The 13394-nt window shown below is 62.3% G+C and carries 14 protein-coding genes; 12 read left to right on the forward strand and 2 right to left on the reverse strand.

Annotation, left to right across the window (positions count from 1 at the left end; genetic code table 11):
• Window positions 1-43: 43 nt before the first annotated feature.
• From atpE to KY496_RS18685, 9 genes are all read left to right on the forward strand, one after another.
• Window positions 44-289 (forward strand): F0F1 ATP synthase subunit C, encoded by a 246-nt coding sequence (atpE, locus tag KY496_RS18645; protein ID WP_005664041.1) that lies wholly within the window; start codon window positions 44-46, stop codon window positions 287-289.
• Window positions 290-364: 75 nt separating this feature from the next.
• Window positions 365-835, forward strand: a complete 471-nt coding sequence (locus KY496_RS18650) for a F0F1 ATP synthase subunit B (protein WP_005664039.1) — start codon at window positions 365-367, stop codon at window positions 833-835.
• 2 nt (window positions 836-837) lie between these two features.
• Entirely contained in the window at window positions 838-1371 is a 534-nt protein-coding gene (locus tag KY496_RS18655; RefSeq protein ID WP_005664037.1) for a F0F1 ATP synthase subunit delta, read from the forward strand.
• A gap of 78 nt (window positions 1372-1449) precedes the next feature.
• Window positions 1450-2991 carry a F0F1 ATP synthase subunit alpha gene (atpA, locus tag KY496_RS18660; RefSeq protein WP_005664034.1) on the forward strand — a complete coding sequence of 514 codons (1542 nt, stop codon included), beginning with the start codon at window positions 1450-1452 and terminating at the stop codon, window positions 2989-2991.
• A gap of 57 nt (window positions 2992-3048) precedes the next feature.
• Entirely contained in the window at window positions 3049-3924 is an 876-nt protein-coding gene (gene atpG / locus KY496_RS18665) for a F0F1 ATP synthase subunit gamma (RefSeq protein WP_005664033.1), read from the forward strand.
• 55 nt (window positions 3925-3979) lie between these two features.
• Window positions 3980-5383: a F0F1 ATP synthase subunit beta gene (gene atpD / locus KY496_RS18670; RefSeq protein ID WP_005664031.1), complete on the forward strand. Its 1404-nt coding sequence runs from the start codon at window positions 3980-3982 to the stop codon at window positions 5381-5383.
• Window positions 5384-5415: 32 nt separating this feature from the next.
• Window positions 5416-5838: a F0F1 ATP synthase subunit epsilon gene (locus tag KY496_RS18675; protein ID WP_005664028.1), complete on the forward strand. Its 423-nt coding sequence runs from the start codon at window positions 5416-5418 to the stop codon at window positions 5836-5838.
• Window positions 5839-6161: 323 nt separating this feature from the next.
• The gene (locus KY496_RS18680; RefSeq protein WP_219861938.1) at window positions 6162-6980 is read left to right on the forward strand and encodes an Abi family protein; all 819 of its coding nucleotides are present in this window, start codon (window positions 6162-6164) and stop codon (window positions 6978-6980) included.
• Between the two features lie 160 nt (window positions 6981-7140).
• Window positions 7141-8820 (forward strand): serine hydrolase, encoded by a 1680-nt coding sequence (locus KY496_RS18685; RefSeq protein WP_219861940.1) that lies wholly within the window; start codon window positions 7141-7143, stop codon window positions 8818-8820.
• Between the two features lie 36 nt (window positions 8821-8856).
• On the opposite strand, the gene KY496_RS18690 is transcribed toward KY496_RS18685, so the two are convergent.
• Complete coding sequence (locus KY496_RS18690) at window positions 8857-9498, reverse strand: peptidoglycan recognition family protein (RefSeq protein ID WP_005664022.1); 642 nt, start codon at window positions 9496-9498, stop codon at window positions 8857-8859.
• Window positions 9499-9609: 111 nt separating this feature from the next.
• Here KY496_RS18690 and KY496_RS18695 point away from each other — a divergent pair, with 111 nt between their 5' ends.
• From KY496_RS18695 to KY496_RS18705, 3 genes are all read left to right on the forward strand, one after another.
• On the forward strand, window positions 9610-10032 hold the full coding sequence (locus KY496_RS18695; protein WP_005664020.1) for a CoA-binding protein: 423 nt from the start codon (window positions 9610-9612) through the stop codon (window positions 10030-10032).
• 73 nt (window positions 10033-10105) lie between these two features.
• Window positions 10106-10690: a glutathione peroxidase gene (locus KY496_RS18700; protein WP_071360943.1), complete on the forward strand. Its 585-nt coding sequence runs from the start codon at window positions 10106-10108 to the stop codon at window positions 10688-10690.
• A 162-nt stretch (window positions 10691-10852) separates the two neighbouring features.
• Complete coding sequence (locus KY496_RS18705) at window positions 10853-11464, forward strand: OmpW family protein (protein ID WP_219861942.1); 612 nt, start codon at window positions 10853-10855, stop codon at window positions 11462-11464.
• Window positions 11465-11574: 110 nt separating this feature from the next.
• Here KY496_RS18705 and pabB read toward each other — a convergent pair whose 3' ends face one another.
• Window positions 11575-13392, reverse strand: coding sequence for an aminodeoxychorismate synthase component I (pabB, locus tag KY496_RS18710; RefSeq protein WP_005664015.1), 1818 nt, complete (start codon window positions 13390-13392; stop codon window positions 11575-11577).
• Between the last annotated feature and the right edge of the window lie 2 nt (window positions 13393-13394).

Here is a 13394-nt window from a genome sequence, read left to right on the forward strand (position 1 = left end):
GTAGTTTTTAATTTAGTTTTTAATTTAACTTTTGGAGTTTTTCATGACTGACCTTTCTTTTGTTGCACTGGCTTGCGGTTTGATCATCGGTCTGGGCGCAATCGGCGCTTGTATCGGTATCGCTCTGATGGGCGGTAAATACCTGGAAGCTTCTGCACGTCAGCCAGAACTGATGAACACCCTGCAGACCAAGATGTTCCTGCTGGCTGGTCTGATCGACGCGGCATTCCTGATCGGCGTTGGTATCGCCATGCTGTTCGCGTTCGCTAACCCGTTCGTTCCAGTCTAAGACTCGCCTCTCGAGGTCTTGAAGGGCCGAACCAGTTTCTGGTTCGGCATCCGTGTTTCTAAGAAGGATAAACCCGTGAACCTTAATTTCACCTTGGTTGCACAGCTGGTGGTGTTCTTCATCCTGGCGCTGTTCACGATGAAATTCGTGTGGCCGCCGCTGATGAAGGCGCTCGACGAGCGCGCTGCGAAGATCGCGAGTGGCCTGGCCGCTGCCGATCGCGGCAAGGCCGACCTGGCCGCCGCAGAAAAGCGCGTCCAGACCGAACTGGCTGGCGCCCGTGACGAAGTACAGAAGCGTATCGCCGACGCCGAAAAGCGCGCTGCAGCGATCATCGAAGAAGCGAAGAAAACCGCCGCCGAAGAAGGCGCACGCATCGTCGCCGCTGCCAAGGCCGACGCCGAGCAGCAAGTGACCCGCGCGCGCGAAGAACTGCGTGGCCAGGTTGCAACCCTCGCGGTTGCCGGCGCCGAGCAGATCCTGAAGCGCGAAGTGAACGCAGCGGCTCACGCCGACCTGCTGTCGAAACTGTCGACCGAGCTCTGATCATGGCTGAACTCGCAACCGTCGCCCGCCCTTACGCCGAAGCGCTGTTCCGTGTCGCCCAATCCGGCGACATGAACGCGTGGTCGGCCATCGCGTCGGAACTGGGCCAGATCGGCGCCATTCCCGATGTGCAGGCCTTCGCCAGCAACCCGAACGTCACGCAGGCACAACTGGCGGACACGATTGCGTCGCTGGTCAAGGCTCCGCTGAATGCTGAAGCGAAGAACTTTATCGCGATGCTGGCCGAAAACGGCCGCATCAACCTGCTGCCCGAGATCAGCACCCAGTTCGCGATCCTGAAGAACGCGAACGAAGGCGCAGCCGACGCGACGATCTTCAGCGCGTTCGAGATTTCGGCCGACCAGCTGTCGCAGCTGGTCGCCACGCTGGAAAAGAAATTTGGCCGCAAGCTGAACCCAACGGTGACAGTGGATCCCTCGCTGATCGGTGGTGTGCGCGTGGTCGTCGGCGACGAAGTGCTCGATACCTCGGTCCGCGCCAAGCTGCAACGGATGCACGTTGCGCTGGCGTCGTAATCGATAGTGTGCACTCGCATCGGCCGACGTCCCGCCCTTGCCCTACGCATCAAGAAACTATAATTGGAGTTAGCTAGCATGCAACTTAACCCATCTGAAATCAGCGAGCTGATCAAGAGCCGGATCCAGGGCCTGGAAGGCTCTGCAGACGTCCGCAACCAAGGCACCGTGATCTCGGTCGCCGACGGTATCTGCCGCATCCACGGTCTGTCGGACGTGATGCAGGGCGAGATGCTGGAATTCCCAGGCAACACCTTCGGCCTGGCGATGAACCTCGAGCGCGACTCGGTCGGCGCCGTCATCCTGGGTGCTTACGAGCACATCTCGGAAGGCGATACCGTCAAGACCACCGGCCGCATCCTGGAAGTGCCGATCGGTCCTGAACTGCGTGGCCGCGTGGTCAACGCACTGGGCCAGCCGATCGACGGCAAGGGTCCGATCGCCACCACGCTGACCGCCCCGATCGAAAAGATCGCGCCAGGCGTCATCGCGCGTGAATCGGTGTCGCAGCCTATGCAGACCGGCATCAAGTCGATCGACGCGATGGTGCCGATCGGCCGTGGCCAGCGTGAGCTGATCATCGGCGACCGCCAGACCGGTAAATCGGCTGTCGCAGTCGACGCGATCATCAACCAGAAAGGTCAAGGCGTCACCTGCGTGTACGTCGCGATCGGCCAGAAGGCATCGACCATCAAGAACATCGTGCGTTCGCTGGAACAGCACGGCGCGATGGAATACACCATTGTTGTCGCGGCATCGGCGTCGGAATCGGCCGCCATGCAGTACATCTCGGCCTACTCGGGCTGCGCAATGGGGGAATACTTCCGCGACCGCGGCGAAGACGCGCTGATCGTCTATGACGACCTGTCGAAGCAAGCTGTCGCTTATCGTCAAATTTCGCTGCTGCTGCGCCGCCCACCAGGCCGCGAAGCCTATCCAGGCGACGTGTTCTACCTGCACAGCCGTCTGCTCGAGCGCGCAGCCCGCGTGAACGCCGACTACGTCGAGAAGTTCACCAACGGCGCCGTCACCGGCAAGACCGGTTCGCTGACCGCACTGCCGATCATCGAAACCCAGGCTGGCGACGTCTCGGCCTTCGTGCCGACCAACGTGATTTCGATTACCGACGGCCAGATCTTCCTGGAGACCTCGCTGTTCAACGCCGGTATCCGTCCTGCGATCAACGCCGGTATCTCGGTGTCGCGCGTCGGTGGCGCCGCCCAGACCAAGGTCATCAAGGGCCTGTCGGGCGGTATCCGTACCGACCTGGCGCAGTACCGTGAACTGGCTGCGTTCGCGCAGTTCGCATCGGACCTGGACGAGTCGACCCGCAAGCAGCTGGACCGCGGCGCGCGCGTCACCGAACTGCTGAAGCAGCCGCAGTTCTCGCCGCTGTCGACCTCGCTGATGGCCGCATCGCTGTTCGCCGTCAACAAGGGCTACCTGGACGACATCGAAGTCAAGAAAGTGCTGCCGTTCGAGCAGGGTCTGCACGGCTTCCTGAAGTCGGGCCACGCCGCCCTGCTGTCGAAGATCGACGAAACCAAGCAACTGGACAAGGACGGCGAAGCTGCGCTGGCCGCCGCCATTGCTGATTTCAAGAAATCCGGCGCATATTAATTGATGGACCGGCGCCGCTTGAATAGCGGCGCCGGTGCCCGGAAGGAGTAAGGACTCATGGCAGCAGGCAAAGAGATTCGTGGCAAGATCAAGAGCGTAGAGAATACGAAGAAGATCACCAAGGCGATGGAAATGGTCGCCGCATCGAAAATGCGCAAGGCGCAGGATCGCATGCGCGCCGCCCGTCCCTACAGTGACAAGGTTCGTAACATCACCGCCAATCTGGCCAACGCAAACCCGGAGTACACGCACGCATTCATGGCGCAAGCCAAGGGCGTGTCGGCAAAGGCAGTGGGTTTCATCGTCATCACGACCGACAAGGGTCTGTGCGGCGGCATGAACACCAACATCCTGCGCCAGGTAACGCAGAAGGCGCGTGAGCAGGAGCAGCTGGGCAACCGTGTCGAGGCAGTCGCCATCGGCAACAAGGGCCTGGGCTTCCTGAACCGCGTCGGCATGAAGCTGGTGTCGCAAGCGACCCAGCTGGGCGATGCCCCGCAACTGGACAAGCTGATCGGACCGGTCAAAGTGATGCTGGACGCGTACCAGGAAGGCAAGCTCGATGCCGTCTACCTGTGCTACACCAAGTTCATCAACACGATGAAGCAGGAAACGATGGTCGAGCAACTGCTCCCGCTGCCAGCCAAAGCGCTGGAAGCCGATGCAGGCGCCCACAGCTGGGACTACATCTACGAACCGGAAGCGCAAGTCGTCATCGACGAGCTGCTGGTGCGTTATGTGGAAGCGCTGGTGTACCAGGCAGTGGCGGAAAACCTGGCGTCGGAACAATCGGCGCGCATGGTCGCGATGAAGGCCGCGAGCGATAACGCCGGCAGTGTCATCAGCGACCTGAAGCTGGTCTACAACAAGACCCGCCAGGCTGCGATTACCAAAGAACTCTCCGAGATCGTGTCGGGTGCCGCAGCCGTCTAAGGCCGCGCCCAGCGATCAAGTAAAAGAATCTAACTATATATCTGAAGGAACGAACATGGCTGATGGCAAAATCGTTCAGTGTATCGGCGCCGTGGTTGACGTGGAATTCCCACGTAACGCCATGCCGAAAGTGTACGACGCACTGAAAATGGAAGGCTCCGAACTGACCCTGGAAGTCCAGCAGCAGCTGGGCGACGGCGTGGTCCGTACCATTGCTCTGGGCAGCTCGGAAGGCCTGCGTCGCGGCATGATGATCCAGAACACCGGCAATCCGATCATGGTGCCAGTCGGCGTGCCGACCCTGGGTCGTATCATGGACGTGCTGGGCAACCCGATCGACGAATGCGGCCCGGTCAGCCATGAGCGCATGGCATCGATCCACCGCGATGCGCCGGCCTACGACGAGCTGTCGCCGTCGACCGACCTGCTGGAAACCGGCATCAAGGTCATCGACCTGGTCTGCCCGTTCGCCAAGGGCGGTAAAGTCGGCCTGTTCGGCGGCGCCGGCGTCGGCAAGACCGTCAACATGATGGAACTGATCAACAACATCGCCAAGGCACACTCGGGTCTGTCCGTGTTCGCCGGCGTGGGTGAGCGTACCCGTGAAGGTAACGACTTCTACCACGAAATGGCCGATGCAAAAGTCGTCGACCTGGAAAACCCAGCCAACTCGAAAGTGGCGATGGTCTACGGTCAGATGAACGAACCACCAGGCAACCGTCTGCGCGTCGCGCTGACCGGCCTGACCATGGCGGAAGCGTTCCGTGACGAAGGCAAGGACGTCCTGTTCTTCGTCGACAACATCTACCGCTACACCCTGGCCGGTACCGAAGTCTCGGCACTGCTGGGCCGTATGCCATCGGCAGTGGGCTACCAGCCGACCCTGGCCGAAGAGATGGGCCGTCTGCAAGAGCGCATCACCTCGACCAAGACCGGTTCGATCACCTCGATCCAGGCCGTCTACGTCCCTGCGGATGACTTGACCGACCCGTCGCCTGCAACCACCTTCGCCCACCTGGACTCGACCGTCGTTCTGTCGCGTGACATCGCATCGCTGGGTATCTACCCTGCGGTCGACCCACTCGATTCGACCTCGCGCCAGCTGGACCCGCTGGTCGTCGGCGAAGAGCACTACTCGACCGCGCGCGCCGTGCAGGGCACCCTGCAGCGCTACAAGGAACTGCGTGACATCATCGCGATTCTGGGCATGGACGAACTGGCGCCGGAAGACAAGCTGGTCGTCGCTCGTGCACGTAAGATGCAGCGTTTCCTGTCGCAGCCGTTCCACGTCGCTGAAGTCTTCACCGGCGCCCCAGGCAAGTACGTTTCGCTGAAAGACACGATCAAGGGCTTCAAGATGATCGCATCGGGCGAACTGGATCACCTGCCGGAGCAAGCGTTCTACATGGTCGGCACGATCGAAGAGGCAATCGAGAAAGCCAAGAAACTGGCTGCCTAAGTCGGCTTCTTCATTCAAACTGAAGGACACACATGGCAAACACATTTCTCGTTGACGTAGTCTCGGCCGAAGAGCAGATCTTCTCCGGCCAGGCCGAATTCGTCGCGTTGCCGGGTGAAGCGGGTGAGCTGGGTATCTACCCGAAGCACACCCCCTTGATCACGCGCATCCGCCCGGGCGCCGTGCGCATCCAGGTGGCCGGCGGCGGCGAAGAGTTCGTCTTCGTAGCCGGCGGTATCCTCGAAGTGCAGCCGAACGGCGTGACCGTGCTGGCCGACACCGCGATCCGCGGTGGCGACCTGGACGAAGCGAAAGCAACCGCGGCCAAGAAGCAGGCCGAAGAGCTGATGCTGAACAAGGATTCGAACATCGACTACGCGAAAGCCCAGGCCGAGATGGCCGCGGCGGTCGCGCAGCTGGCGGCGATCCAGAAGCTGCGGTCGAAAGGCCGTTGAGCTTCATAGCTCGGCAATAGAAGGGGCAGCCTGCGGGCTGCCTTTTTTTTGTTCGCGATCAGTATGGCCGTATCGATACAGCGATTGACGCTCTTTAGGATCGTGCATAGCATTGTTAGTCGACGAAGTCGCATCGCCAAATTTGATCAATTTTGCGCGCTAAGGTAAACTACCTCCAACAACACCCGCCGCCACGCGCTCTACCAAGAGCAGTGTAAAAATGGCGGGTTTTTTTTGTCGGTACAAAATGCAATACGCTAAGCCTGTACTGTCTGTCGCTGACAGCGTTGTACGTCTCAAGAACAAGGGCTTGGTAGTGGCGAATGACGCGGACGCAGAACGCTTTCTGCGTAGTGGGCTACTTCCGGTTCCGCGGCTATGCCTTGCCTTTTATGCAGCAGGCGCCTGTCGGGTTCTTGTATGGGAACAGGCAATTTAAACCCGGCACCACTTTCGATGACATACGGCAGATCTACGAGTTCGATCGCGCGCTCAGGTCGCTTGTGATGGAACAGATCGACAGGATCGAAGTTGCCGTTCGCACTGCCATTCTTCAGGAATTGAACACCCACTTCGGTACGCATTGGTATCTCGACTTTACGAAAGTCGTATTCAAGAATGCATCAGACCAGGCAAAGTGGTTTGGCGAGGTAGCCAGGGAAGTACAGCGGTCTGAAAAGCAAAAGTTTATTGCTCATTACCACGCGAAATATACCAACCCGCGTTTGCCGCCTTCTTGGGCGGTAGCCGAGTGCCTTTCGTTCGGTAAATGGTCGACGCTCTACAAGGAGCTCGCGCATGGCAAGAGTGCGATCGCAAATATGTTTGGCCTGTCGGCTCCAGTGCTCGAATCCTGGCTCCACAGCTTGAACAACCTACGTAATGCCTGTGCGCACCATGGACGAATCTGGAATCGTTCTCTGCCGTTCGATCCACAATCGCATCCACGTTATTCGGCGCACTTCGCCCATCCGTCCCGCTTCTATTCTCGTGCTGCGGTCATCCGCATCATGACCACGGCTATTGATGGGAACCCGTTCTTTTCGGACGGCTTGCGATATCTGTTCCACTCGTATCCGATGATCAATCCGGCGCAGATGGGTTTTGGCCAAGGCTGGGACCGAGATCAGCTCTGGGTATAGATCGAACCTGGCGCCTCGGCGCGACAGGCGACAGGACCCTCTCGCACCCATCGCGCAGGCTTTTATCCGGTCTTTTCAGCACTTCATCGGATTATTTACCATTTGTGATACGGCAGAGTTACAGTAGCAAGATCACAACTCGTCAAGAAGGGTAGCCGTCATGCTGAAACTCTCCGCCGTCGCCGTTGCTGTCGTCCTGCTGTCGAACCCGATGCTCGCGCAAGCGCAGCAACCAGCCACCAGGGCCGCCTCGGCGCAATCCCTGGCCGGCAAGCTCGATGCGCTATTCAAACCCCAGTACAAGGCGGAAGACCCCGGCGCCACGGTCATCGTGGTCAAGGACGGCAAGACGGTGTTCAGGAAGGCCTATGGCGCCGCCGACGTGGCCGCCAAGACGCCGCTGACGCCCGGTACCGTGCTGCGCCTGGGCTCGATCACCAAGCAGTTCACGGCGGTGGCGATCCTGATGCTGGCCGAGGAGGGCAAGCTGGCCCTGAACGATCCCATTACGCGCTTCTTCCCCGACTATCCGACCGGCGGCAAGGTCATCACCGTCGAGCACCTGCTGACCCATACCTCGGGCATCGTCAGCTACACCGGCAAGTCGGGCTATGTGTCGACGATGGCGAAAGACTTCACCGTGGCCCAGATGATCGACGGCTTCAGGAACGATCCGCTCGAGTTCGAGCCCGGCACCCAGTTCCGCTACAACAACAGCGGCTACTTCCTGCTCGGCGCGATCATCGAGCGGGTGTCGGGCACGAGCTACGCCAGCTTCCTCGAGCAGCGCATCTTCACGCCGCTGGGCATGAAGGACACCGCGTATGAAGGCGTCGAGCGTTCGAACGCGCCGCGCGCGATCGGCTACAGCGCGCAGGAGAAGGGGTTCGCGCCGGCGCAGCCCCTGTCCATGAGCCAGCCGTATGCGGCCGGCGCGCTGGTCTCCACCGTGGACGACCTGGCGAAATGGGACGCCGCCATCGCGTCCGGCAAGCTGCTCAAACCCGCGAGCTGGAAGATGGCCTTCACGCCCTACCAGCTGACTCCCGAGAAGTCGACCGGTTATGGTTATGGCTGGGGCGTCGGCACCCTGCAGGGCACGCCGGTCATCGAGCATGGCGGCGGCATCAATGGTTTCAGCACCTATGCGCTGCGCCTGCCGGAAAAAAAGATCTTCGTCGCGGTGCTGGGCAATGCCGACAGCGGCAGCGCCAACCCGGAGGTGCTGGCCAAGAAGGCGGCGGCGCTGGCGATGGGCAAGCCGTTCATGGAGCCGAAGGCATTCAAGCTCGATGCCAAGGCCCTCGACGGGTTCACAGGCGTATATGACATCGACGGCAAGGAAAAGCGCATCTTCACGAGCCGCGACGGCAATCTCATGATGGCCCGCGGCGACCGCTCGCCGGCCGCCCTGACGCCTTATTCGAAGGACGGCTTCTTCTTCCCGGGGACGCTGGCGCGCTTCGAGTTCGGACGCGATGCGCAAGGCAAGGTCACCCACGTCACGGTCGACAACGCAGGCGAGCGGACGCGCAACGAACGCGTCGGCGATGCGCCTGCCGAACGGGAGGCGGTGAAGATCGACAACGCCGGCTTCGATGCGCGCGCCGGCGCCTACCAGCTCGCGCCGCAGTTCACGATCACGCTGAGCCGGGAGGGCGAACGCTATTATGCGCAGGCGACCGGACAGCGCAAGATCGAGATCTTCCCGGCCAGTGAGGACGTGTTCTTCTCGCGCGACGTGAATGCCGAACTCAGGTTCGAGAAGGGCGCGGATGGCGCGCCGGTGGTCGTATTGCACCAGAACGGCCAGGCCACGCCCGGCAAACGGCTGCAGTAAGCACTCACCAAGAGTACTGAATGAGCTGGCCGCGGCTTATTTCGCGGCCTGCTCCTGCGCCAGCCGCAAGGCCACCTTGTGCCTGAAATAATCGTCCTTCACGTAGCGGTACAGGTTTTCGCCCGGGCACACCGTCTTGTCCGAATAATCGCGGTGGCTCTGAATGTCGTCCAGCGAGACCTGGTGCTTCGCGGCGAGCATGGCCATCAGGCCCACCACCGCATCGAGCTGCGGCTGGTTCGGCTCCACTTCTTCGAAATTGCCGACCACCTCGATCAGCGCATGTCCCTTGGGGTCGTAGTCGGTATTGGTGTCGCCCGCATAGGCGAGGTCGCGCGCGCCGTAGATGCGGCCATCGAGGTCGATCACGTAGTGGTAGGGGATGTCGAGCCAGCCTTTCTCGGCACGCGACCAGGCCTGCAGGCGGCGCAGGTAGGCTTGCGGGTCGGCGCCCGGCTTGAACGGTTCGCCCTGGTGGTGCAAGGTGATGTGGGTGATCCGGTGGCGCCGCGCCTTCGTCGCGTCGGCCGGCGTGCCGCCCCAGCTGGCGACCGGCACGATGGCGCGTTCGAGGTCGGGCAGGGACTCGGCGCCGTGCGCGCCGCCGATCGAGAACGCCAGCGCAATTGCGGCGCCAATATGTGAAACAGATGCGCGTGAAACAGATGCAGGGATCATGGCAGAATATCCAACATGGATGAGCCATCATCTTTCCACGTTTGACCGTGCAGCGCCAGCATATGCAAACCTGATAAGCTGATTCCAACGATAACAACAGCAGAGCACACCATGCGAACCATCACCCAGATCCTCCGCGACAGCAAGATTATCGCCATCGTCGGCATGTCGAACAAGGAAGACCGCGCCAGCAACGAAGTGGGCGCCTACTTGCAGCACAACGGCTACCGCATCCTGCCCGTCAACCCGAGCTATGCCGGCCAGACCATCCATGGCGAGACGGTCTACGCCAGCCTGCAAGAGGCCGCCGATGCCATCGCCGGCAGCGGCCAACGTATCGACATCGTCGACTGCTTCCGCAAATCCGAAGACATCGGCCCGATCGCGCGCGACGCCATCGCCGTGCGCGCCAGCTGCCTGTGGATGCAGCTCGATATCGAGAACCAGGCCGCCGCCGACCTGGCGCGCGCCGCCGGGCTGGACGTGGTCATGAACCACTGCATCAAGATCGAGCACCGCAGCCTGGAGGGATGAGAAAAAAGCGTTGGCCGCCGGGGTTGCCGCTTGCGCTACAATCGACGCATTTCAACCCCGTCAATACCACGCCATGATCAAGACCATCGCCCTGCTGCTCGCCGCCACGGCCGCCGCCAGCGTCACCCAGCCGGCACGCGCGCAGGCCGCGCCGGTCGCCGCGCTGACCAAGAGCCCGGCCGCATGCCCGGCCGTGCTCAAGCACAGCTTCAAGCGCCTGCAGGACGAAGCGCCGCAAGACCTCTGCCAATATGCCGGCAAGGTGGTGCTGGTGGTGAACACGGCCAGCTACTGCGGCTTCACCAAGCAGTACGAAGGCCTGGAAAAGATCTACGCCAAGTACGGTGGCCGCGGCTTCGTGATCCTGGGCTTCCCGTCGAACGACTTCGGCCAGCAGGAACCGGGCAGCGCCAAGGAAATCGCCGACCTGTGCTTCAACACCTATGGCGTCAAGTTCCCGATGTTCGCCAAGAGCTCGGTGAAAGGCCCGCAAGCCAACCCGCTGCATGCGCAGCTGATCAAGGCCACCGGCCAGGAACCGAAGTGGAACTTCACCAAATACCTGATCGGCCGTGACGGCAAGGTGCTCGACTACTTCCCGAGCAAGGTCACGCCGGAAGATCCTCAGCTGACCGGGAAGATCGAAGCGGCCCTGTAAGGGCATTCTCTGGCGATCAAAGATATAAGCTGGGAGATAGGCGTTTTATAAACCACATTAATAGCATGGTCATTTTGATGTAGATCATAGTTTGTTTTGCTTCACATCAATAAGCTTACCTTCGTCGCAGATGACATAAAAACGAAGAAAGGTAAGAAAAAGATGAAAACGCCGATGAAGACCGTGCTGGTGGCCCTGATCGCCATGGCGTCCGCCCAGGCGCTGGCGCAGGAATCCCCATGGCTGGTGCGCGCCCGCGCCGTGTACGTCGACCCGGACAACAAGTCGACCCCGATCGCCGGCGTCGGCGCGGCGGACCGCCTCGAAGTGAGCACGAAGACCATTCCCGAGCTGGACATCAGCTACTTCTTCACCCCGCATATCGCGGCCGAACTGATCCTGACTTATCCACAGAAGCACAAGGTCCGCCTGGACGGCGCCGAGATCGGCACCTTCAAGCACCTGCCGCCGACCCTGAACCTGCAATACCACTTCGCCCCCGGCGCGGCCATCAGCCCCTACATCGGCGCCGGCGTGAACTACACCCGCATATCGAGCGTCAAGCTGCTCGATGGCGCCGGCGACCTGGAAAACGATAGCTGGGGCCTGTCGCTGCAGGCCGGCGTCGACTTCCGCCTCAACGAACACTGGTCGATCAACGCCGACGTCAAGAAGGTCAAGCTGCGCAGCGACGTGTACGTCGGCGGCGCCAACGCCAGCCACCTGAAGGTCGATCCGGTCCTGTTCGGGCTGGGTGTCGGCTACCGCTTCTGACAGCTTGTGCGTGATCGCGTCCTGCCCGTCTTCCATGGGCGAGCTTCCAGCAAAAGCATCAAACATGGGAAAGGGCGGGGCGCGACCCACGCCTTCATTCTGCCCTGCGATTACGCCGCAAGCACGGCGCGCAGCGGCCCGCGCAGCGCGTTGCAGACGACGATGTCGTCGGCCTGTTCGAGCATGGCGCGCGTGATCACGGCTTCGCGCGCACGCCAGGCGGGCGCGGCCAGCAGCACGCCGCGCATCACGCCCGGCAGCACGCCGCAGGACAAGGGCGGCGTGAGCCACTCCTCGCCGAAGCGCAGGAACACGCTGCAGCGCCCTCCTTCCGTCAATTCTCCGCGCTCGTTAAAGAACAGCATATCGAAGGCGCCTTGCGCCTCGGCCGCCTTCCACGCCGCGTCGTAGCGGCCGCGGACGCTCGTCTTGTGGCGCAGGAAGACGTCGCCGCTGTGCGTCGGCTCCTGGGCCAGCAGCAAGGTCACCGGCTCATGCAAGGGCGTCAGCTCGCCGGATGTGAGCGTCAGCGCGCCGTCGTGGGAGACGGCCAGGCGCAGGCGGTGCAGCGCATCGGAGGGCAGGGCCAGGCTGGCTTCCAGCAGCGCGATATGGGCCGCGCCGCGGTCGAAGGCAAAGCCGAACCAGGCGCACGATGCTTCCATGCGGTCGAGATGCTGCTCCAGGTGGCGGCAGCCGTGTTCGCGCGAGGCGCGGATGGTCTCGAAGATCTCGAACTCGTTGGGCAGGCCGGTAAGAAAACCCGCCTTCAATTGGCACTCGGCGTATTCGGATTGCGCATCGCTGTCGTACACGATGCCGGCGCCGACGCCCAGTTCGCCGCGTCTTGCTCCATCGATCGATGGACCGAGCGCCAGCGTCCGGATCGGCACCGACAGGCAGAAGTCGCCGAAGGCGCGACCCGGGGGCGCCGGATCGAACCAGCCGATGGCGCCGGTATAGATGCCGCGTGCATCGGGTTCGAGTTCGTGGATGATCTCCATCGTGCGCCGCTTCGGCGCGCCGGTGATCGAGCCGCATGGATACAAGGCCTTGAAGATCTCTTCCAGCCCCGCATCCGCGCGCAGGCGCGCCTGCACGGTGGAGGTCATCTGCAGCACGGCGCCGTAGCGCTGCACCTCGAACAGGGCCGGCGTCTCGACGCTGCCGGTCTGCGCCACGCGGCCCAGGTCATTGCGCAGCAGGTCGACGATCATCAGGTTTTCGGCGCGGTTCTTGCTGTCCTGCGCCAGGCTTGCAGCGCGCGCGGCGTCGACATCCGCATCGCCGCTGGCCGGCGCCGTGCCCTTCATCGGCCGCGCCACCAGCATGCCCGCCTCGTGGCGCACGAACAGCTCGGGCGAGAACGACAGCACGGCGCCGCCGCCAGGCAGCGTCACCAGCGCGCCATACGGCACCGGCTGGCGCGCGCGCAGGCGCGTGTACAGGGCGAGCAGCGAACCGAAGGCTTCGAAGCGCAGCCGCCAGGTGTAGTTGACCTGGTAGGTGTCGCCGGCCGCGATGTAGTCGCGGATGCGGCCGATCGCCTCGGTGAACCGCGCCTCATCGACATTCGCGGTAATACCGGCGACGCCGGCCGGCGCAAGGTCCATGCTGCGCGTTGCCAGCCACGAGGCCACCTGCTCGCCGGTCATGCGTTCGCAGCGGGTAAACAGCAGCACCTGCGCCAGCGGGCCGTCGAGCGGGCGGGCCGGCAGGCCCTCCAGGTGCGCGCCCAGTTCATAGCTCAGCAGCGGCACCGCGTGCAGGCCGCTTTGCAGCGCCTGCGACAGCGCCGCCACCAGTCGCGGCCAGCCGGCCGCGTCCTCGCAGGTCAGCGTGCCCGCATGCCCGCTGTACAGGCGCGAGCGGGCCTCCTGCGTGGCGCGGGCATCGTCCAGCAGCGCGAAGACTTCGCCGGTATCCATGC

The organism is Massilia sp. NP310, from assembly GCF_019443485.1.
GTDB classification, from domain to species: Bacteria; Pseudomonadota; Gammaproteobacteria; order Burkholderiales; family Burkholderiaceae_D; genus Telluria; species Telluria timonae.